General features: G+C 58.4%; 12 protein-coding genes and 2 pseudogenes. 8 read left to right on the top strand and 6 right to left on the bottom strand.

The window, feature by feature from the left end:
* The first annotated feature begins 129 nt into the window (after positions 1-129).
* On the top strand, positions 130-2,997 hold the full coding sequence (locus OZX57_RS07235; RefSeq protein ID WP_277161992.1) for a DUF2207 domain-containing protein: 2,868 nt from the start codon (positions 130-132) through the stop codon (positions 2,995-2,997).
* Between the two features lie 28 nt (positions 2,998-3,025).
* Here OZX57_RS07235 and OZX57_RS07230 read toward each other — a convergent pair.
* The 3 genes and pseudogenes from OZX57_RS07230 to OZX57_RS07220 all read right to left on the bottom strand — a co-directional run.
* Positions 3,026-3,502: pseudogene (locus tag OZX57_RS07230) on the bottom strand (AAA-associated domain-containing protein); the annotation flags it as partial.
* A 384-nt stretch (positions 3,503-3,886) separates the two neighbouring features.
* Positions 3,887-4,632: pseudogene (locus OZX57_RS07225) on the bottom strand (ABC transporter ATP-binding protein); the annotation flags it as partial.
* Positions 4,633-4,813: 181 nt separating this feature from the next.
* The gene (locus OZX57_RS07220) at positions 4,814-6,580 is read right to left on the bottom strand and encodes an ABC transporter permease subunit (protein WP_277161991.1); all 1,767 of its coding nucleotides are present in this window, start codon (positions 6,578-6,580) and stop codon (positions 4,814-4,816) included.
* Between the two features lie 863 nt (positions 6,581-7,443).
* Between OZX57_RS07220 and rplS the strand changes: the two genes are divergently transcribed.
* The 4 genes from rplS (at position 7,444) to OZX57_RS07200 (ending at position 10,745) form a co-directional block, all read left to right on the top strand.
* Positions 7,444-7,812 carry a 50S ribosomal protein L19 gene (gene rplS, locus OZX57_RS07215; RefSeq protein WP_277161990.1) on the top strand — a complete coding sequence of 123 codons (369 nt, stop codon included), beginning with the start codon at positions 7,444-7,446 and terminating at the stop codon, positions 7,810-7,812.
* Between the two features lie 217 nt (positions 7,813-8,029).
* Positions 8,030-8,791 carry a signal peptidase I gene (gene lepB / locus OZX57_RS07210; protein WP_277161989.1) on the top strand — a complete coding sequence of 254 codons (762 nt, stop codon included), beginning with the start codon at positions 8,030-8,032 and terminating at the stop codon, positions 8,789-8,791.
* Positions 8,792-8,847: 56 nt separating this feature from the next.
* The gene (locus OZX57_RS07205; RefSeq protein WP_277162985.1) at positions 8,848-9,525 is read left to right on the top strand and encodes a ribonuclease HII; all 678 of its coding nucleotides are present in this window, start codon (positions 8,848-8,850) and stop codon (positions 9,523-9,525) included.
* A 140-nt stretch (positions 9,526-9,665) separates the two neighbouring features.
* Positions 9,666-10,745: a LacI family DNA-binding transcriptional regulator gene (locus OZX57_RS07200; protein WP_277162984.1), complete on the top strand. Its 1,080-nt coding sequence runs from the start codon at positions 9,666-9,668 to the stop codon at positions 10,743-10,745.
* A gap of 5 nt (positions 10,746-10,750) precedes the next feature.
* Here OZX57_RS07200 and OZX57_RS07195 read toward each other — a convergent pair whose 3' ends face one another.
* Together OZX57_RS07195 and OZX57_RS07190 are read right to left on the bottom strand one after the other, a co-directional pair.
* Positions 10,751-11,716 carry a helix-turn-helix domain-containing protein gene (locus OZX57_RS07195; protein ID WP_277161988.1) on the bottom strand — a complete coding sequence of 322 codons (966 nt, stop codon included), beginning with the start codon at positions 11,714-11,716 and terminating at the stop codon, positions 10,751-10,753.
* A gap of 2 nt (positions 11,717-11,718) precedes the next feature.
* A complete protein-coding gene (locus tag OZX57_RS07190) occupies positions 11,719-13,875 on the bottom strand; it encodes a DUF6020 family protein (protein WP_348637185.1) in 2,157 nt (718 codons plus the stop codon).
* Between the two features lie 185 nt (positions 13,876-14,060).
* Between OZX57_RS07190 and OZX57_RS07185 the strand changes: the two genes are divergently transcribed.
* Complete coding sequence (locus OZX57_RS07185) at positions 14,061-15,092, top strand: biotin--[acetyl-CoA-carboxylase] ligase (RefSeq protein WP_277161987.1); 1,032 nt, start codon at positions 14,061-14,063, stop codon at positions 15,090-15,092.
* A gap of 499 nt (positions 15,093-15,591) precedes the next feature.
* Here OZX57_RS07185 and OZX57_RS07180 read toward each other — a convergent pair whose 3' ends face one another.
* Entirely contained in the window at positions 15,592-17,973 is a 2,382-nt protein-coding gene (locus OZX57_RS07180; protein WP_277161986.1) for a BspA family leucine-rich repeat surface protein, read from the bottom strand.
* Positions 17,974-18,830: 857 nt separating this feature from the next.
* On the opposite strand from OZX57_RS07180, the gene OZX57_RS07175 reads away from it, so the two are divergent.
* Together OZX57_RS07175 and OZX57_RS07170 are read left to right on the top strand one after the other, a co-directional pair.
* The gene (locus tag OZX57_RS07175; protein WP_277161985.1) at positions 18,831-20,744 is read left to right on the top strand and encodes a biotin carboxylase N-terminal domain-containing protein; all 1,914 of its coding nucleotides are present in this window, start codon (positions 18,831-18,833) and stop codon (positions 20,742-20,744) included.
* Positions 20,744-22,351 carry an acyl-CoA carboxylase subunit beta gene (locus OZX57_RS07170; RefSeq protein WP_277161984.1) on the top strand — a complete coding sequence of 536 codons (1,608 nt, stop codon included), beginning with the start codon at positions 20,744-20,746 and terminating at the stop codon, positions 22,349-22,351. The genes OZX57_RS07175 and OZX57_RS07170 overlap by 1 nt, the downstream gene beginning before the upstream one ends.
* Positions 22,352-22,401 lie beyond the last annotated feature (50 nt).

Here is a 22,401-nt window from a genome sequence, read left to right as displayed (position 1 = left end):
CACTACTCTATCAAAATACGAGTGAACTTTTCATTGATGGGTACTTCCTGGCCGATAGTATGGATGTGATACGCAGAGAAGTGAGATGGCACGGGGCCGTCGTGTTGGTTGTGGTGAAGTGGAGAAGTCATGCGGAGGATACGTCAGGGGCTGAATGGTGAGCGAATTGTCGCGGCATTGAAAGCAGCGGTAATCGGTACGCTCGTCGTTGTCGTGTTCCTTGCTCTGTGCAGCTTCCAGTCCGGCGATCTCGGTTTTCATCGCGCCGATATGATTTACCATTCCTTGAACTACGATGTGTCGGTGCGGCCTGACGGAGATCTGCGGATTACCGAGCATGTTGACATGAAACTCAACAAGCGCAAGGGCGGCAAGCCGTGGCGGCAACTGTTCCAGCGCTATACGATTCAGCACAATGAAAAAAGCGACGGCATACTGAGCGCCATTACCGATGTATCGGTCACCAATGTTTCGACTGGGCAGAAATTCAGGCATGGTGATGGCTCTTCCACGCGTGATCTCTATAGTCCCAACTGGAACGAGGAGTATGCGGGCGAGTGGTATGCGGTCGCTCTCGCCAACACGCATAGCAACGAAGGCGACGAATATCTTCCTGCTGCCATGAATGGTGATCAATATCGGCAGAAAACAGCGGAACTCAAGCAGGCTTCGGAAAACCACGCGCCGGGAACCCAGAACCAGCGGGAACAGGCGGGAACTCAGACCAACGGCAATATTGCAGCTGCTCCTGATAGCGCCAAAACCGGGAATGCGCGCGATGGTGAAGATGCCGCATCAGACGCCGGCTCCAGTCAGTTACGCGACGAGAACGGTGCGGCGGCGAGCATGGGTAAGTCCGGCGACACGGTGGAGATCGGCTGGAACATTCCCGCAACTAAATCCGCGAAAAGCCTCAAATTCGATGTTTCCATGACGTTTAAGGACGTGGTGAAGGTCTACAACGATGTGGCCTACTTCAAGTGGGAGCCGGTTGGTGACAACAGTGGCGTGCCGATCGACGATTTCCGCGCGAAGGTCACTTTGCCGCAAGGCGTGAAAAGCGCAGATACGCGGCAGTGGATGCATTATACAGGCAAAGGTTCCGTTGCGAAGTCGGGCGGCCAGCAGATTGAGATTACCGCGCACAATGTCGCCGCAAACAGGCATATCGACCTGGTTTCGATGTTTTCTGCCTCGCCGATGAGCGCGGATGTGGTGCATCGCATTGCCAAGGACGGCAAGAGCTTGGTGCTCGGCCGCGAGGCTGCCGAACAGCGCAAGGCCGCGGATGATGTCACCATGCGGCGCAATGTGATTCTGGGCTACTTGGGCTGGGAAGGCGCGGCGCTGCTGTTTGCGCTGGCTGCCGTGCTGATCACGAATTGGCAGGCGTATTATCCCGACGAGCATCCTCGGCATGGTGTCAGCCATTCGAAGAAGAAGAAAACTAGGAAGAAAAAGTTGGCGAGTGGGTCTGAGCCGGAGACCGGACAGGTGCCCTATTCGCAAGACATTCCTGACATTACTCCTACAAACGCGGCGAAATTCATTGATTATCTCGATTTTGGAGAATATTCAGACAGCTTCAAGTCTCGTCAGATGAGTTCTACGCTGCTTTCGCTGGTCAGCAAGGGCGTCATCGCGGTCTATCCCGGTCGTTCCGAGTGGTTCAAGGGAATAGATCTGTCGAATGCCAGCGACGATGAGATTGCGCAACGGCTTCGCGACGTAAGCGAAATGCAAAAGAAGAATGCCGAATTCGCTGCTGCATCCGCAGGAAAAGCGGACGAGAAAGTGCAACGCACCGACCGAGAAGCTCAGAACGAGGAATGTATCAAGCGTGCCAGATCGCAGGGGCTTGCCAAAGGCATGGAAGCGGTGCGAGAAGTCATCGCTGACGAAGCGGACGATCGTATAAACAGTTCCAAACCGACTTCGACGGTAGTGATGCTGCCCGGTTCGTTCGCCGACTCCGTTGGCGAAACCCATGGTCTTACCGCTACCGAGCGTGCCCTGCTTAACTTGCTCCGGGCGATATCGCTGAAACTCGATACGCCGGTTTTTGATTTCCATGCTGTAGGTCGTAAGTTGGACGGCTGGTGGAAGGCCGAATGGCTGCAAAGCGTTTTCAATTGGACCGCGAATTTCGAATATCTGAAGCTGCGGGTGGTCAAGCCGTTGCTGTTCGGCTTCGCGGCGGCTGTGGCGATTGTGGTGGCCGGTGTGATGGGGGCGCTCTACGTTGATAGGCTAGCCTTCAACGCGGTCGGCTCGGGCACCGATGATTACGGCCATGTCTCCGATCAACTGCACGGGCAGTGGGGTGTTTCGCTACTGCTGGGCGTACCGGTGATTTTCCTGCTCATTTTCCTCTTCAAGTTGTTGCGGTATAGCGGTTTGACGCGAAAGGGGAGGCGGCTGGCTGCGCCGATGCTGGGCTTGGAAGCGTATCTGCGACATGGCGGCGACAGCACCGTAAACCAATCGGAAGCAGCCGGGTCTGTTGTAATGTCGGGTTCGGGCTCGATATCAGAGTCTGGTGCAGGGGCCGACTCTGGTTCTGGCGCGAAGTCGAACCCCGCCTCTGTTTCCTCGGATTCCAGCTCGACGATAGCGTCTAATCCATCCCCTGTTGTTCCGTTGTCGCCGGACACTTTTGATAAGTATTACATTTATGCCACCGCGCTCGGGGTATCCACGGGGCAGATGCAACGTTTTGGCGGGTTGTTCTCGTCGCTTGATGACAAGAATGGGCGCGGCAACAACGATTCGCTGTGCTATTGGTATCGCTATTCAACTGATTCGGGTTCAGCGATGGGTACGGACTCGTCGCTGGGTGCTCAATTCAGCGATTTTGCCGCTGGCATCAGCAACGGCATCGACACCATGGAGTCCACATTCAGCACATCTTCCGGCTCTGACGGCGGTTCCGGTGGTGGCGGTAGCTTCGGAGGCTCGGGCGGCGGTTCCGGCGGCGGCAGCTTCGGTGGCCGCTGAGCGGCCTATTCCGAAGCCGCCGTATGGCTTACTTGTTGGCGTCGTCGAGGGTGAGCTGGTCGTCGTCGGCGTCGTAGTCGAAGAGCTCGCCGTAGCGTCCCCAGGTCACGGCGATGTCGAACTGCTGCTGCGCTTCCTCGTCGGTGTGTTGGCTGCGCAGCAGGTCGAGGATAAGCTCGCCGCGCAGGCCGCGATCGGGGTGGTTGCGCAGCGCCCGGTCGATGGTGCGCACCAGCGGTGCATGGTCCATGATGAGCTGGGCGAAAAGCTTCTTGGCCTCGAGCACGTCGGCATGGCACCAGCGGTCGCCATCGCGGGTGATGGTGCAATGGCCGTTGTCAACGGTTAACAGGCCAAGCATTGTACCGGCGTCGATGAGCGGGAAGAGGTCGTCCACCTCGAAGGAAAGGTCGGCCGCGAGGTCCGCGAGGTCTACTCCGCCCTGATAATTCGAGACCACATCGAGCAGACCGGCAAGGCCGCCGGGGGTGGCGTTCGGCAGCAGTTCGGTGCGTGCGTTGTTGTCTTTGATCTTGGTGTCGTTTTCGTGGGCTGCAAGCTTTTCGCTGGCTTCGGTTTGCGCCTTGCTGTGGTCGTCGAGGCCGCCACGTTGGCTTTGACGACGGTTTGGCTCTGGTTCCGCACGATTACTGTCGGTGTTGCCTCGGCTCTCGCTTGCTTCGTGATTTTCAGCATCGGTCGGGTTGCTTGAGCCATTCGTGTCATTGGTATATGAGGTGTTATTGGAAGCGGAGGAACCATTATCGAAATCTTTCGATGCAGATGATTCCGCTGCCCCTGCCGTGTTGCTTTGCTCGGACGTCGAGTCGGTCTTGGCGCTCCCGGTGCCAGCAACCGAGGTATTGGTGTGACTGCTGCGCTGTGCCTCTTGCCCGGTCAGAATGGCGTATAGTTTGTCGACCATCGCCTCGAACTCGGGGAGTGCTTGTCTCGCGGACGCGGCAGATTGACCGGAACCTGCGCGATGAGGTGGCCGGGGTGCGAGCCCAAGACGACCACGCGGTCGGCCATCTGCACAGCCTCTTCGATGTTGTGCGTGACGATGAGGATGGACTTGATGCCGCTCTGGTTGTTGTTCCACAGCTTCAGCACTTCCTGACGCAAATTTTCTGCGGTCAGCACGTCCAATGCGCTGAATGGCTCGTCCATAAAGAGTGCATCAGGGCGCAGCACCAGCGCACGGGCGATGCCGATACGCTGCTTCATGCCGCCGGACAATTCCTTGGGGTAGGCAGATTCGAAGCCGTCAAGGCCGATGGCGTCGATGGCTTTTAGTGCCCGCTGATGGCGTTCCTCGCGCGGCACCCCACGCGCCTCAAGCCCAAGTTCCACATTGTCTTCGACCGTGAGCCACGGCATGAGAGCGAAGGTCTGGAAGACGAGCGCGACTCCGGGGTTCGGGCCGTCGAGTGCTTTGCCACGATAGGAGACCTGACCGCTCGTCGGCTGGATGAGCCCGGCCAGAATGCGCAGGAAAGTCGATTTGCCGGCGCCGCTGCGCCCGAGGATGGCGACGATTTCGCCTTCATGAAGGTCGAAGGAGATGTCGTCAAGGACGGTGGTCTCGTTGCCTTTTTCGGAGGTGAAGCTTTGGCTGATGTGGCTGGCTTCGATGACGGTGTGGGCGCCGTCGGCATTGAGATCGGAGTACTTCGGGTTCTGGTTGCGCGTGCGGGTTGTTGCGGCGCTTCCGGTTTCGGTACCGTTGGCGACGGTTTTGTAGAGTTTGTTGAAGTTCATCGTGACTTCCTTTAATTAAGTATTCGATATCTGATATTGATGGGTTGCGGCATACTCACCCGACGACGAAACGACGGTCGGCGAGGCGCTGCAGTGGGTTCCAGAAGAGGCGGTTGACGGCGACCACGAAGATGGCCATGACGGCTACGCCGATAAGGGTTTTCATGCCTTCGGCATGCGTGGTGGCTTCAGCGATATAGGAACCAAGGCCTTTGGCGACGAGTGTGTGGCGGCCGTAACTGACGATCTCCGAGACGATGGAGGCGTTCCATGCGCCGCCGGCCGCGGTGATGCCGCCGGTGACCCAAGAGCCGAAAACGGCCGGCAGGATGAGCGTCTTCCATTTCATCCATCCGGTGATATGGAAATTCTTGGTCATTTCTACAAGGTCATCGGGAATGGCGGACGCTCCGGCGATGACGTTGAAGAGGATGTACCATTGCGTGCCCAGCGCCATCAGCAGGATCGATCCCCAGTTGATGTCAACGCCGCAGGCGACGAAGACCATGACGACGAACGGGAAGATGAAGTTGGCTGGGAAGCTCGCCAGCACCTGCACCAGTGGCTGCACCAAGCGCGAAATCCTCGGGTTCATGCCGATGATGGCGCCGAGCGGCACCCAGATCACCGAGCAGACCACGGTCAGCAGTGCCACGCGCAGGAAAGTGAGGCCGCCGAGGCCGAAGGCTCGGCCGAGTTCGCCTAGCCCGGTGGTCTTCGCGATGGCGATGATCAGTTCCGCGGCGCCGGCGATGACCAGCACACCGACGATAACGCCGAACACCACATCGCCAGCGCGGCGACGGCCGGGTTTGGTGCCCCACTTGGCGCCGGTCTGGCCGAGCGGTCGGGTAATCCAGTTGAGGAATTCGCCGATCGGGCGGAAGAGACGGGCGATGAAATCGTCGATATGCGACTGACGAATGAGCGTCAGAACGGCGCTGCGCTTGGGCTCGCTCGACTCGCTTTGCGTGATGCGGAACTTCTCGGCCCAAGCCGTGAGCGGCTTCCAAACGAGGATATCGATGGCGAGCACGACGATGACCATCGTCAGGATGGCCCAGCCGATCTTGCCGGGGTTCTCCTCTTTGGCGGCCGCCTCAACGTAGCTGCCGATGCCGGGCAGTGCGTAGGTGCGATTGTTCACCGAAATCATCTCGGAAGCGGTCAGGAAGAACCAGCCGCCGCCGACGCTCATCATCATGTTCCACAACAGCGGAATCATGGAATTGGGCACGTCGAGCACCCAGAAACGCTGCCAGTGCGAAAGCCGCAGGTTGCGCGCCGCCTCGTCGAGTTCCTTGGGTTCGCTTTTGAGCGAACGATAGAACGAGAAGGTCATGTTCCACGCCTGCGAGGTGAAGATCGCGAAGATCGACGCGGCCTCTACGCCCATCATCGAGCCGGGGAAAAGCGCGAGCCAGATGGTCACGGTCGCCGAAAGGAATCCCAGAATCGGCACGGACTGCAGGATGTCGAGCAGGGGGATGAGCACTTTGCCGAGCCTGCGCGAGCGGGCCGCCGCCAGTCCGTAGACGAAGGTGAACACCAGCGAGAAGAACAGCGCGATGGCCATGCGGAAGACGGACCGCAACGCATAATAGGGCAGATTGCGCGGGTCGGTCGAGACGGTGGAGGGGATGCCTTTTGGGCCGACTGGCGCGTTGATGGCGGGCAGCACCCAGGCAATCAGGCCGAAGATGGCGAGGATGCCGACGGCCACCACGCAGTCCGAGACCACGCGCTTAGTGAAGTTAGTATTCCGCCCAGCGCCTGATGTTGCAGGTGCGGCACGGTTGAAATTGAAGAAAAAGTTGGTCATGATGATTCCTCATGAACGGCGTATCGTGGCGCTCGCGAATTTCAGCGGAAGTCTCGCTGCAGTCGCAGCGTTTATCGGGCTTGGCTATTGGGCCTCGGCTTGAAGTCTATATTGCGAACAACAGCAAGCCGGGCATCAGAAATGTACGATTCCTGCAATGCCGGCTTTCGATTTTGGCCAGTCAGGTGCAGACTACGAGTTGCGAATCGTAAATCCTTGATGCTGCTATATCCGTGGATTTGTGGCGTGACAGATACGTTCAGTTGAACTTAAAATGGGAATCTCGAAACGGAATCATCCGCATGCTGGAGGAATCGATTCACGTTGCCTTACGCTCGTAGCGTGACAGCCTAAAAATGAAGGTGAGATTTACATCCAGCGCCGAGTCATCGTGTCGAGATGAGGTTGCGCACAGCTGCACAAATGATGCAGATCGTTGATACTACTAGGAAGATCGTCAGCCATGATCCCCACCTCCTTCGACTCGGTGTGCCAAGCACGGAAACTATTACCGCCCCCAAAATAAAGGCCTCGACTCGGCTTGTCAAATTGGTTTGTTTTACAAAGAAGCGTCCACGATGTTTCCCGGCTTGATGTGTGGCATGGGTGTCGTCGTGAGTTGCTAAAATAAAAGTTTGTTATGCCAAGAAACGGGCTGCCGCATGGGCTTGTTTCTTCATTGGGTTCAGCCTTGTGGCCGCGTCCGTCAGCTCGGATGTCTCTGCAATGGCGAATCGGCAACATTCCGCCGGGTTTCGGCGGAATACGATAGTGGGCGCGTTCGGCTCCATCAGCCGCTGGGCACGAAAGTGCGGCGCCGCCCCTGACATGTACGCTGATATGCGGCAGCGACAGGTGAAACAATGGTTAACGCTATTGAGGCATTTGATGCCAAGCACATGAAGCCCTCGGATTCTATCCCGGAGTTCCGTCCCGGCGACACCGTCGAGGTCAACGTCAAGATTCAGGAAGGCAACAACTCCCGTCTTCAGGCGTTCACCGGTGTGGTGATTGCACGTTCGGGCGCCGGCCTGCGCGAGACGTTCATCGTCCGCAAGGTCAGCTTCGGCTGCGGTGTGGAGCGTCGCTTCCCGCTGCACTCCCCGTCGATCGATTCCATCAAGGTGCTGCGTCACGGCCGCGTTCGTCGCGCCAAGCTCTACTACCTGCGTGCCCTGCGTGGCAAGGCCGCTCGTATCACCGAGCGTCAGGACAACAGCGCCAAGGCGTGAATCTAGACCCTTGTGGCTTTGTGCAAACGGCAGCCGGACTCCAGGCGAGTTCGACCGCCGTTTCTTTTTGCCTTTTCGTCCCCAAATGTGATGCGCGGCCTGCATCGCTGCCTTTTGCAGGCGACGGACTATGATGTCTTGAAGAAACATTGGGGATTTCTGCGACTTGTCGGCGACGGCCGTTGCGGGGAATCGTGAAGAATTGTCTGGAGGCGCGATGGCAGCGGAAGATGCTCAGCGGAATACACGGGACGATGTGGATTCGCATATCATCAAAGTCGCTGATTACGGCGTAGACCCCGATCCTCGGCCGCGCAGCATTATCAACACCCCGGAGCGCGCCAAGCAGATGCAGGCCGATGAGAAGCTCACTCCACATGATGGATTCCGCTTCGTGGTCGAGTTCGTGGTGTTCTTAGTGGTCCTCGTGCTCTTACGCGTCTTCGTCATCGGCGTCTACGTGATTCCCTCCGGCTCGATGCTGGACACCATCGATATCGGCGACCGTCTGGTCACCAACCGCCTCGCCCGCCCGCTCAAGTCCGTGAAACGCGGTGATGTTGTCGTATTCAACGACCCGGCCCATTGGCTCGCTGGTGTGGACAACCACGGTTCCAACGACCTCATCAAACGCGTGATTGGCATGCCGGGCGACGTGGTGGCATGCAAGGGCGGCGGTTCGCCGGTCACCATCAACGGTGTGGCCATTGACGAGACCTCGTATATCAAGCCGGGCGTGGAGCCGAGCAATTTCTCGTTCAAGGTCAAAGTGACGCCCGGCAATGTTTTTGTGATGGGTGACAACCGCGCCAATTCCGCCGATTCTCGTTATCACGTCGACGATGGCAACAACGGACTGGTGCCGATGGGCAACATCAGCGGGGTAGCCATGTTCACGTTCTGGCCGTTCAGCCATTTCAAGACCATCAAGTCGCATCGCGATGTGTTCCGCTCGGTGCCGGACGCCCCGCAAGCATGACGACAACGTCCAAACGTGCAGTGAGTGACGGACAGCGCGGTGCTGCCCGACACTCCATCGCGCCCACATTGGATTTGGAGCGCGAGCTGGCCGAGCAGGGTTTCGATCTGATCGTCGGATTCGATGAGGTCGGTCGCGGAGCGCTTGCCGGGCCGGTAATGGTCGGTGCGGCTGCGGTATGGGCGCGTGATCTGGACAGCCTCGAGGTGCCGGACGGCGTGGCCGATTCCAAACTGCTCACCGAACACAAGCGCGAGGCGATGTTCGAGGATTTGCGAGCATGGTGCGCCGCCAGTGCGGTGGGGCAGGCCAGTAACCAGGAGATTGACGAATGGGGTATCTCCTATGCTCTGGGCATCGCTGCTTTGCGTGCGGTCAATGAGGTTGAGCGGGAACTGAAAGTTCTCTCCGGCCTCCGCGTTGGCGCTATCCTCGATGGGCCGAACGACTACATTTCCAAGGCTGCGGGGACGTTCGATGCGCCGGTGGTGCCGGTTGCGCCAAACGTCACCACAAAGGTGAAGGCCGACCAAAGTTGTGCGCTCGTCTCCACCGCCTCGGTTATCGCCAAGGTTACGCGTGATCGGCTGATGGTCGCTTTGGCGCAGGGTAATTCCAGCTACGCGCCCTACCAATGGCAACACAACAAGGGCTATGGCTCGGCCGTCCATCGTGCCGCCATCGCCAAGTACGGCCCGACTCCGTTGCATCGTGTCAGCTGGCATCTGGTCTGAACGCATGTCGCCGATAGGCAAGGCAGAGTAAACTTGTGAGCGTTCACTTAAATGGTGTGCCATGCAATGTTGAGCATGGCAACTGGCTGGCCGGGAGGCGAGAAATGGGCGTACCGCGCGATGAGCATAAGAGGCCCTCGATGTTCGAGGTGGCCAAAATGGCGGGGGTAAGCCATCAGACGGTTTCGCGCGTCATCAACCATTCCTCCGAAGTCTCCGATGCCACGCGAGCCCGCGTCCAGCACGCCATCGATGTGCTTGGCTATCGCCCGAGCAATTCGGCCCGTACTCTTGCATCCCATCGTTCCCACACCATTGGTCTCATTGCCGGAGGCCGCAATTTTCTGGGTCCGATTTCCGCTATTTCGTCTGTCGAGGCGGTTGCCCGTCGCCACGGGTTGTTCCTGGCGGTGTCCATGGTGCACGAGGCGCGATGCGCGCAAAAGGAATTCGAAGATCTGTGCCGCACATTCGAGGAACAGAATGTGGATGCCTTCATCTTCCTGACGCCGACCGATATCATGCTTTCCGCCGCCTGCCGCACCAATCTTGCCGAGCCGCGTGTGTTGGTCACTTCCACACACGGCAATCTTTCGATGAGCCGAGCGGGCGGACTGATGGACGCTGCGGGCCGCGATCGCACCGCCATCGTCGGCATTGACCAGTGGGGTGCGATGGAGGAGGTGGCGCGTCTGGTCGCCCGGTTCGGCCATCGTTCGGCGCTGTATTTCGCCGGTCCTTTGCAATGGCGTGATGCCGTGACCCGGCTGCTTGGCTGGCGCAAGGCCTCAGCTGCACACTTGGTGGAATCGCGTGAAGTGCAATGCAACTCCTGGGATTCCTCGGAAGCCTACGCACGTATGAACCATGAGTTGGAAAGTATCGGGTCGTCCGGCGCACGCAAACCGACGGTCATCGTTACGGCCAACGACGCGCAAGCGGTTGGCGTGACCCGCGCCCTGCACGAGCACGGCCTGCGCATTCCGCAGGACATCAGTGTGGTCGGCTTCGACGATATGACCGGTGTCAATGACATGTGGCCGCCGTTGACCACAGTGCGACCCGACTATGAAAGCCTTGGAACCGCTTCGATGCGTGAGGTGCTGCGTCTCTTGGGCGAAGGCAGCGAGACCACGTTCGTGGCCAATGCCCACGGGGCTGGCCTCATTCCTGCCGAACTGATTCAGCGGCATTCGCTGGGACCAGTGCCCCGGATGTAAGGTTCTCAGCGCTGAGCTTGGCCGTTTTGTGCGTCTCTGATGGTGCCGATGATGATGGCGGTGTGCAGCACATAGGCATCGCGAGGGTCGTTGGCATCCCATCCGGTGGCATCGGCCGCGCGTTTGATGCGGTAACGCACGGTATTGGGATGAACGTTGAGTTCCTTGCCGGTGGTGTCGAGTGAGCCACCAGAAGTGAGGAATGTCGCCACGGTCTGTAGGGTCGGATCGTTCTCATTTTCGCTTTTCAGGCTTTGGTAGACGTTCTGGTAGAGCTCGTCGATGGCGTCCGTGTCGCCGACCAATGCGCGTTCCGGCAGCATGTCGGCCGCACGCGCCGGGCGAGGCAGCGGATGAATGGCTGGCATCACGTGGAAAGCTGATAACGTGGCTGAAAGCGTGCGCGTTGCTCCGTCGACATTGCGCCGCGTCGGCCCAAGGCACACCGGCTTGGCGGGGTCGAACGCCGGCATCGCTGCCGTGCAGGTCACCTCGGGCGTTGCGGCGCTTTGCACCACGACGATGCCGACGGTCAGGCCGTTGCTGCGCCCGACCAGGCAATGTTCACTGCCCAGGTCGTGCGCCTTGCGTCGGATGATTGCCGCACTCCGATCGAAAGTGGCGGCCGCGGTGCCACCGATGGCGAAGCAGCTGAACTGCTCAGGCCAGCCGAGCACATGCAGCAGCGAGGTCACCCTTCGGTCGCTCAGGCCGTGGGCAAGGCATTCGAAGGCGATTGCCTCAAGATTGTCACGGTTGCCAAGGGTTTCGGCGGCTTTTATACGTTCTTCGTCGGTTTTGGGGTCATGCGAGTCCGCGATGACGGTGATTTGTGAAGGCTTTTCTTGCACCGATTTTTCGTTGTTCGTTGTCGGAGTGGTCGCGATATCGGCTTTTCCTTCGACCAGGTTCAGGAAATCGGCCTGTTCGGCGGGTTTCCCGTCCCTTTTGTCGGTATCGTGCGTGCTCATACTCATGATTCTAGTCCGGTGGCTTCGGCGGCGGCTGCGGGGAAGTCTATATCGTTTTGGTCGGTGTTGCTCGCATTGTCGATATCTTCGACATTTCCTATTGTGATGGCATTGCCGGCAGCGCCAGTATCGTCGGAAAGTTTGCGTGCGTTGGTGTCATCCGAGATGTGCGTAATATCTGGGGCAATTTCGGTTCTTTGCATGCTTGTTTTCGCGCGCTGTTCCCGTGAATCTAGCCAGAAGGTGAGCATCACGAAGCCAAGCACGAAAACCAACGGCAGCATGTGGCGTTCGAAATTGTTGGCGGGGGCGGTGACCATGACTCCCATCAGCAGCAGCAACGGCAGGTGGGTGGCCAGTGTGCGCCAACGGCGGAGAATCACTTCGGCCGCGCCCAGAAGCAGGATGACAATGACGTAGGTGTTGCCGTGGATGAGCCAGCCGACCACAGGCTTTGCGCTCCAATCCTTCACGAAGTCGGTCACCTGCTTGCGCCATCCGTTGCACCAATCGCCGATCCATTCGGTGAAATTCGCGTTGCGCGCATAGGAAACGTAATAGGTCATGTCGATATACGGCTGATCCTGGATGTCGAAGTACCCGTAGCTCTTGGAAAGCAGAGCATCCGTCGCGATACGTGGGTTGGCCTTGACGATTTCAAGCCATGCGGCGTTGAAGTTCTTCATGTCGGCCTTGGTGACGGTGCGCCAACGATAGCTTACTTTCTTGGCTTGGATGCCGGAGGATTTCACCGGGTCCGCATCCTGTTGGGAGTAGGCTTCGGCCATTTGATCCAGATTGAAAATCGGGGCGAGTTTTTCGCGCGCGTCCTGCGGAATGCCTTCCGGGTTGAGCACGGCGACGCGTGCGATCTGCTGCAGCTGCACGCCGTGGCTCTCGATGGGGTCGCCGTTGATGATGTAGCCTTTGTGAATCGCCAGATTGAGCCCGCCTTCGAAGACAATGACAGGGAGCAACATGCCGATGACGTAGGTTTTCCAATGTTTGCGGTCGGCCAAAAGAGCGATCAGCACCTCGAAGGCGACGATGTACATGGCGTATTTGGCTGAAATCAGCATCACCAGTGTCGAAAGAAGAAGCGCGATGAACGTGCGTTTGCGTACGTGGGCACCCGACGGGGTTTGGGAATGTTGACTGCTTCTTGACAGCTTTGCCGTGCTCAGCAGCTCGTAGCCGACGCCGAACCACCAGACGAACGCGAAGGCGAACAGCGGTGATTTCGTCAGACTGATGGTGGAGAACAGCACCAGCGGGCAGAGCAGGAAGAACAACAAGATGCAGAAGCGTGGCAGTGGTCCGACGGGTTTCGCGGTAGTCGCCTTGAGCCATGGACGATTGAAGAAACGGTTTGTAGTGGCGGCGATGCAGAAGGCCGCAAAGAGGAATTGCGCATCGGCGAGTACGACCAGCCCCCAGTCGTTCGAGCCGGTGAAATAGCGGGAGGCAGTGCCGACCCCGCCGTAGAGCAGCGTGAGCACGATGTTGTGCTGGTCGGTGAGATAGACGGGATGCTGGGGCCACAGGTAGTGCGCAGTGGGGTAGATGTCCATCGGTACGAACGAGAAGAAACCGATGTACGGCTGTTTGAGGCCAGTCCACTGGTTCCAAGCCCAGCTGAACTCGCGGAACTGGTTACGGATATCGGCGCCAAACGCCGCCACCAGGGTCATTGGCACCCACAGCCAGCCGATAATGAGAATAAGCGCGATTTTCCAGCATTTATCGGTGACGTGCATCATCACCGAGCGTGCAATCGCCGCGGCGCGTGAGGCGAGCTTTTTGATGTGTTGCCATATGGTGGCAAAGAAACCTGCAGCATGCTTGGTGACATTGGGTTCGGATGTTGCTGCGGTTTTGACCTTGGGACACCGAAGAACGGCGATTGCCTTGGTGACCCAATGCGTGAGCCACCGTGGCAGCAGGCGTTGGCCGCGGGCAAAACGAACCAGTTCGACGATGACAACGAGATAAATCGTAAAGGTTTCAGCAAAAAGCAGAGCGTTGTTCCACGAGAACGAGGTGAACGTTGCCGCGGAGGGATTGTAGTAGAACTGCCAGTAAATCGGTCCGAGCGCGGTGCACGCCGCCAGCCACAGGCACGCAGCCACCGCCAATGCCCAGCACAGGATGCTGAAGATTTTTTCATTCCCGTCTCGTGGTGCGCCTTGTGCCCGCCGAGTTGGCGGCCAGTGGCGCTCGAGGAATGGGAATTGCTCATAGTCGGCATTCTACCGTTTGACATCAACCGCATGAAAGGCCTGCAAGGCCGGCTTTGTATGAAATTACAACGCGACTTGCGCACCGTTGCCATAAGCTGGTTAACATGACCGATACCTTATATTCCGCAATTGCCCGACGCGAGGCAACCGTCAATCGTGACTATGCCGATTTCGCCCGGCAAGCTGGTGCCACCGCGCCGCAGTTGCCTAGGACTCGGGCGGCGGCAGATGAGGTAATGGCGCTCGCGGGTGTCGATTCCACAAATATTCTTGCCAGAACGATGCTGGCTAGCGGCGAATTGCCGGTGATTGATGCGGCCGGTCGCCCTCGTGTGGCCGCGATTTGCGCCGATGCGCAGACGGCGGGGCACGGCAGGCTCGGACGGCAATGGAGCGCGCAGGCCGGCGGTGCCTCGTTTTTGGTCACCTATGCCACGGCGTTGCCCGAACGGCTGGTGATTGACCCGAATCGTAACGGCTGGTTCACTATTGCTGCCGGGCTCGCCTCGCTGGACGCGCTCAACTCTGCGCTTGCCGAGTGTGGCGCCAAGCCGCGTGACCCGAGCCATCGACTCGAGCTCAAATGGCCCAACGACATCTTCTACAACGGCCACAAGCTTGGTGGCATTCTTGCGGAACTGGTGGAACTGCCGGATAAAGCGAATATGTTGGTAGCGCCTCAATTGCCAGCACAAGATGATTCAGAGAGAGAGCCCGTGGAATCCATGGCACAGCATGGTGAACGAGCCGTTGGAGTGATGTTCGGCATCGGCATGAACCTTGATATCGCCCGCGAGGCGTTGCCAACCCCGATTTCCACATCGCTGCAGTTGCTCTATGCCCCGTTGCCGGATCCGCCGATGCTGCGCGACATGGTGGCGGCGCGACTGGCCGAATCGCTGCGCTCGCGTTTGACGCGCCTGGCTTTTGGCCCGCAGGAAGCCTTCGACTATTTGCTCAACGAAGCCCGTGCGGCTTGCTGGACGCTCGGACGGCAGGTTGAGGCGAAATTCACCGATGGCTCCACACTGACCGGTTCGGCATTGTCGCTCAACCCCGATGCTTCACTGGTCATTGAAGACGAGCATGGCGCTCGCCGCACGGTGCACACCGCCGATGTGGGTGTGCTGGCGTAAAAGCGCCCTCCGGTCTGGAAACTCTTTGGATTCAGCAATATGTGCTTGTGCAACTGCTGGCAACCAGATAAGCGATTCATCGCTTCGTTTCATAAGCTAACGAGATATGATAGACGCTGGTTTGTGTAAACATGCAAATGAAGAAAATCAAAGTATTTCCGTCATTTGTTGGTAACGTGCGTCATCGTTGAGTGTGGAATGGTGGCGTTCAAGCTCAGTATTTTGTGTCGCCACATCTTGGAGTATTTTTCAGCTGCCTTCTCTGTTGTGGCGTCGTCGCCGTTTGTGATGGGGAAGAGAGGTGCCAACATGGAGTTGGTTTGCCGTGTCAGCACCTCCGCTCACGTGTTCCCACCGGACTGGGTTGGATGTGCGGTCTAATGGGAAATGTGTAGTTTGGCTTGGGCTGCGTGGCGGACGAGTCCAAGCCGGTTCAGGTTGGATGCCGGCTACCGGCCGTGAGAGGGAGTTTGAAACCGGCGGACAACGGGTTTTCTTGTTATTTGTCTTCCCCGCCGTGGTTCCCAACGGCGCGTTTGACCCGTAGACGTTTTGCCAGAGCGAGTAGCAGTAGGGCTACGCCCAGGACGATGGCGATGGATGTTACGCGTTGTAAACTGCCACCTGTCAGGGGCAATGCGTAGATGTAGCTGCTACCGATTTGGGTGCTGGGACTAATGGTATCAGGGCTGTTGGCGGTGGAATTAGTAGGCGTCCTCCATGGGTCGGGTGTGATGAGGGTGGCCTTGGCGATGTAGTTTCTGGCGTGCTCGAGGGCGCCACTTTGAGGAAAGACGTGGGTCCAGTGGTGGCTGACCGTACCATTCCATGCGAGTGGGGTGGTGTCATTCCATGTAGCTGTCTGGCATTGGTAAGCGCCGAACGGAGTATCTGGTTTGACACAGATTTGAATGCCATCGTCTTGTGTCCACGGTGTACCGGTGCCGTCCACGTTGATCCGGTTGGTGGCGGGATCACGTCGGAAGGCAGTGATTGCGGGGGCTGAGATGGTATGCCAGACAGGGTGGAGGGTAAGAGTGGTGTGTCCGGTGCTGTCAGTAGTGCCGAGGCTGGTGGAGAGCTCGATGTCACGCTGGCTGGGGTTGCCCATATCTTGGGTCGGTGTAGTGGCTCCGTTGGTGGTGGCCCATCCGGCAAGCACGCTGCTGGCCTTGCCTAACCCACCGTTGGCTGTGGGGTCGAGTAAAGGCAGAGTAATGCTGGCCTTGTTGGTGGCGTCGTCGGTGAACACGCTGGTGCTGCTGGGCGGTGTGCCGTTGGCACCGTCAGCTGTGTAATCGACAGTGGTGTAGGGCAGCATATCCCTCAGCTGGGTTGTGAGAGGCACACTGTTGCCGGTGACGGGGTCTCCGATGTTGCCGGCGTTCACTTCGAACTGGTATTGGCCTCCGATGGAGAACTCGTTGGCGGGCCAGTCAACGCTGAACGGTCCGCCCAGATCGATGTCGTAGTGCTGCCGGTAGTGGTAGTTAGTCGCCACTACCGTCGAGAAACTGTTGTTGCTGCCATCTCGTCCGACGGCCCAGATGTTGTAGTCACCGTAGCCCCATTTAAAGTCTGAGCCTGTCAGCGACATCGAAGTGAAATATGTATAGTGTTGCGACCCGGTAGGCATTCCCACGGCAGATTTAGTGGTACAGGTGACGGGGATGTTGTGGTAGGTAGGTTGGGCAGTACCTACTGGGCATACTATCACCTGCCCATCTGAGATTCTGTATTGAGCAAAGGTGATGTCGAGCTTGCCGGTGTCTGACGGACTGGTGGTGAAGAGGGTAGCGCTGGGCTGGCCGGATGTGGGCGTGGCGGGTAGATTACGGTCACTGTGCACGGTCTGGCAAGGTGCTACGCCTGTCAAACACACGCTCACGTCATTCGTGGTAGGGCTGGTGCCTGACAGGGTAACTTTGTCGCCCGTATAGTGATATGCGGCCTTCAGATTTGTGGGGGAGGGCGTGTCCCTCCATATTGCGGTGAGCTTGGCTTGCGGATCGAATGAGTCCGGGAGGAATGTTATGGAGTCGTCAGGCTGATTCGAGTCGTATCCGGTGTGGGTAGCGATGGATTTGAGTTCCCAGTGGTCGAAGAGCTTGCCCGTTGGGTTGGGTCTGCCGTTCATGGACGGCATCGTAAGAGTACCTTGGCCTGGACGTATGCTGTAGGTGTTGATGGTGGTGGTTGTGCCGGCCTGCCCGTTGGCAAAGTCGATGGAAACGGTGACGCCCCGGCCACGTTTCCAGATGCCGGCTGGGTTGAGGCGAGTACGATTAACCATGGCTTCCTTACCGTCAACACTGCCGGTAATTAGTCCCTCAAGGGCGGTGTAGTTGTCGCCCATGGACGACACCCTTATCCATGTGTCATAAACTCTGAAATGTCTGAATGCATACTCGTTGAGTTTTGTGTTGGCGCCGAGCTTGAGCGTTTTGAGCGTGGCGGGCAACATGGAGAGGAGCTTTTGATTTGAATCCATTTCTTCACGGGACAGCTTGGTGTCAAAGTAGGAGAGATCCAGCGTCGTGAGTTTTGTTTCGGAAAACATGTAGCACATGTCGGTAACGTTGGCGGTGGTGAATGTGTCCGGCAGAGTGATTGAAGTGAGACCTGTACAGTAATTGAACATGCGGGTCATCTTGGTGGCGTTGTGGGTGTCCCAACCGGTGAGATCCAGGCTAGTGAGCCCGCCTCGGCAGTAGAACATAAAACTCATGTCGGTGGCTTGACTGGTGTCCCAGTTGTTGATGCCGTTGATGGTGGTGAGGGTGGTGTTCGGAGCGGTCGGTCTATCGGAGGCCAACATGAGACGCATGGTGCCGACGAAATGGAGACCGTGGGTGGCAGTGAAGGTACGTAACGACGTCATACCGTTGAATATATAGTTGTTTCCGTTGTTGAGAGCAGTGTTGATAGTGGCAATGGTGAGGTTCCCATCGACGCTGACGTCGGTGATGCTTGTTTGGTAGGAGGCATACCAGGGAATGTAAAATTCCTCGGTGAGGTTTGGGGGTGGTGCCGGCGCTCAAGTGTAGCGTGCAGTCTTCGGGGCCGCTGGTGATGGACCAGACGACTGAATTGGTGTCGCGGTCGTGAATATTGGCTAGGGCGGGGATATCCGTCGGGGTGGCCGGCGTGCCCATGGTGCCATTGGCCGGAGCGCACAAGGTCTGCGGACCTACTGTGGGCTGGCTTCGAGTGAATGAGGTAGATGTGGCCGGTCGTGGACTATCGTGCGGTGCGGGTGTGACGGAATCGTGTCGAGATGTTGTGTCGACCGCATTGCCGGAGGTCTGATGGGTGTGGTGTCTAGTCACTCTGGACTGACTGGTTTTGCTAGCGCTGGACCGTGCAGAGGAAGAAGTGACGGCGCTGGAAGTGGAGGAAGCGGACGAACCCATTTGTTTGTCAAACAAATTCTGCGAGGGGACGATATTTACCATTGTGATGCACAATGCCAACGTGACGATATTACGGATAATAACACCCATGAACCCAAACCCTTTTTAAATAAACCAAACCCGTGTAAGAATTTTCCGAAGCGTTTCGGACGGCGACGAAATATCCTTAATGTCATACATTAAAGACACTGTCGTACATTTTGATTTCGGAGGGGTGTCGCGTCGGAACTCGGAATAGACTTTGTGCAAACATACAAAACCGGTCGGGCGATTTTGTCGATTCGCGCGGTTCCACAGGTGGGGGATAGACGATAGATTGGATAACATGGTCAAAAATGTCAATAAACTGCTGGTGGCGAACCGCGGCGAAATCGCGTTGCGGGTTATCCGCACGGCCCACGAGATGGGGATTCCGACCGTAGCGATCTACGCCGAGCAGGACAGAGATGCGCAATATGTTCAGATGGCTGACGAAGCCTATCTGCTGCATGGGGATTCCTATCGGGCCTATATGGACGAGGATTTGATTATCGACGTGCTGCACCGCAGCGGCGCGGATGCCGTCCATCCAGGATACGGCTATCTTTCCGAAATCGCCTCGTTCGCCGACAAGGTCATCAAGGCCGGAGCGACGTGGATTGGCCCGAGCCCGACGGCTCTGACCGATCTCGGCGACAAGATCACCGCCCGTCGCGTGGCCAAGCGTGCACACGTACCACCGGTGCCCGGACTGTCCGAACCTGTCAGCAACATGCGAGAGCTCCTGACCTTCGCGCAGATCAACGGCTATCCGGTGATGATGAAGCGCACCGACGGCGGTGGCGGCAAGGGCATCACCTTGGTGCACAACGACGACGAGCTGCGCAGCTTCTACATGAACCACGACGCGCTCGAAGGCGGCGACCTCAACGAATACTTCGTCGAGCTGTTCATCGACAAGGCCCGCCACGTCGAAACGCAGTCCGGCCGCGACAGCCATGGCAACTTCACTGTTTACTCCACGCGTGACTGCACCGTGCAGCGTCGCAATCAGAAACTGATCGAAGAGGCCCCCGCGCCCTTCCTCACTGACGGCGAGAAGGATCAACTCGAGCGCTATTCCCGCAGCCTCTTCAGCGCTGTCGATTACGTCGGCCTGGGCACCTGCGAGTTCATGGTCACCGAGCAGCACAAGGTCTACTTCCTTGAGGTCAACCCGCGCCTGCAGGTCGAGCACACGGTTTCCGAGCAGGTCTCCGGCCTCGATTTGGTGCGCGAGCAGATCAACATCGCCAACGGTGAGGAGCTCACGCAAGCCTCGCAAAGCCATGGCCATGCTTTCGAGCTGCGCATCACCAGCGAGGACCCGGACAAGAACCTCACCCCGTCCGGCGGCACGCTGACGCGCCTCGATTGGCCCAGCGGCCCCGGCATCCGTATCGATTCCGGCGTGAAGGTCGGCGACGTGGTCTCCCCGAAGTTCGATTCCATGATGGGCAAGCTCGTCATCACCGCACAGGACAGGCCCACCGCCGTTGCCCGCGTGCGTCGCGCGCTCAAGGAATTCAACCTTGAAGGCGTGCCCACGCCGAAAACGCTCTTCGAGACGATTTTCAACGATCCCGAGTTCACGGCCGAAGGTCAGCCGTTCTCCGTTTATACCAAGTGGCTTGAGCGTAAGTACCTCAACCGCAAGCCGAACACCGCCGACAGCGGCCAGCCTGCTTCGCTTTCAGGCAGCGAGGAGAAGCCCAAGAAGCAGAAGACCGATTCCTTCGTCATCGAGGTCGACAACAAACGCGTCAAACTCACCGTTCCGCGCGATATCGTCGACAACCTCACCGGTTCGGCCCGCGCTCGCGGCTCGCGTCGCCCGACTCAGCCGCTGCGCGGTTCCTCAACGGGGGCCGTCGAGGAGCGTGCGAAGGTCAACGACGGCAAGTCCGGCGTCATCGATTCGCCGATGCAGGCCATCGTCACGCGCGTCAATGTCGCGGAAGGCCAGAGCGTCAACAAAGGTGACCTGCTGGCCGTGCTCGAGAGCATGAAGATGGAGAATTACGTCTACGCGCCCGTCAACGGCACCGTGCAGAAGATCTTCGTCGGCCCGTCCGATTCCGTGGATGCCGGCACCAATTTGATGAAGATTGATGTGGATGGCGCCGCCAATCGCGAGAAGTCCGGTGCGAATGACCAGAATGCGGATTCCGCTACTTCTGCATCGTCTACGGATGACATCAAGAAAGAGGGGGAGCGCTGATGACCGACATCATGACCACCGCTGCCGTCGAAAAGGCCATGTCCAGCGACAAGCCCCTCGATCAGCAGCCCATCCGCGCCTCCGTCGCCCGCGCTGCCGAACTGGCTCGTGACGCCGAAAACCACGCTCACGAGCGCCAGAGCGCCAAGGGCAAATTCACCGCCCGTGAGCGTCTCGATCTGCTTTTCGACACCGGCACTTTCCAAGAGATTGGCCGCTTCTCTGGTGGCAACATCAACAAGGGCATCGCCGGCTCGGCCGTCATCACCGGTTTCGGTGACGTTTACGGTCGCAAGGTCGCCGTCTACGCGCAGGACTTTTCCGTGCGCGGTGGCACACTCGGCCACGCCGAAGGCGAGAAGATCTGCCATCTGATGGACATGGCGCTCGACCTGAAGATTCCGGTTGTCGCGCTCATCGATTCGGGTGGTGCCCGTATTCAGGAAGGCGTCGAAGCGCTGACCCAGTACGGCCATATCTTCCAGAAGACCTGCGAAGCCAGCGGCTTCATTCCGCAGCTTTCATTGATTCTGGGCCCCTGCGCGGGCGGTGCAGTCTATTGCCCGGCGCTTACGGATCTCATCATCATGACCCGCCAGAATTCCAACATGTTCGTCACCGGCCCCGACGTGGTCAAATCCGTCACCGGCGAGACCATCTCCATGGAAGATCTCGGTGGCGGCAAGGTGCACAACGCGGTTTCCGGCGTCGCGCACTATCTCGGTGAGGACGAGGCCGACGCGATTGATTACGCGCGTACGGTTCTCGCTTACCTGCCGTCCAGCTCGGACGACAAGCCGCCAGTCTACGCTTACGCCTCAACTCGCGCCGACCGTTCGACGGCCGAGCGCCTGGCCACCATCGTCCCCGACAACGATCGCCAGCCTTACGACATCAACGAGGTCATTCGTTGCATTGTCGACTACGGTGAATTCGTGCAGGTACAGGCGCTCTACGCCAAGTGCGCCGTGGTCGGTTTCGCTTGCATCGAGGGTCATCCGGTCGGCATTGTGGCGAACCAACCCAATGAGCAGGCCGGCATTCTGGACGTCGATTCCAGCGAAAAGATCGCCCGATTCGTTCGCCTGTGCGATGCATTCAACCTCCCGGTGGTCACCTTGGTGGACACCCCCGGCTACAAGCCCGGCAGCGACCAGGAGCACGCGGGCATCATCCGCCGCGGCGCCAAGGTCATCTACGCTTACGCCAACGCGCAGGTGCCGATGGTTTCGGTCGTGCTGCGCAAGGCCTTCGGTGGCGCCTACATCGTCATGGGTTCCAAGGCCATCGGCGCGGACGTCAACTACGCCTGGCCTTCCAGCCAGATCGCAGTTTTGGGTGCGGCCGGTGCGGTCAACATCATCCATCGCAAGGATCTGCACAAGGCCAAGGAACGTGGTCAGGACGTCGAGGCGCTGCGCCAGCAGTACGTCGACCAGTACGAAAGCGAAACGCTTAACGCGAACCTCTCGCTGGAAACCGGTCAAATCGACGCGATGATTGACCCTGAGCAGACGCGCGATGCCATCGCCGAATCCCTGCGGCTGCTGCGCGATAAGAAACGCACACGCCGCACCACCAAGCATCACGGCAACCAGCCGATGTAGTTTTGCGACATTCAGGCCAATCCAAGGCGGGAAGATAAAATGGTATTCAG

This window comes from Bifidobacterium sp. ESL0682 (assembly GCF_029392815.1).
Taxonomy (GTDB): Bacteria; Actinomycetota; Actinomycetes; order Actinomycetales; family Bifidobacteriaceae; genus Bifidobacterium.
This window is presented reverse-complemented; position numbering and strand designations above follow the sequence as displayed.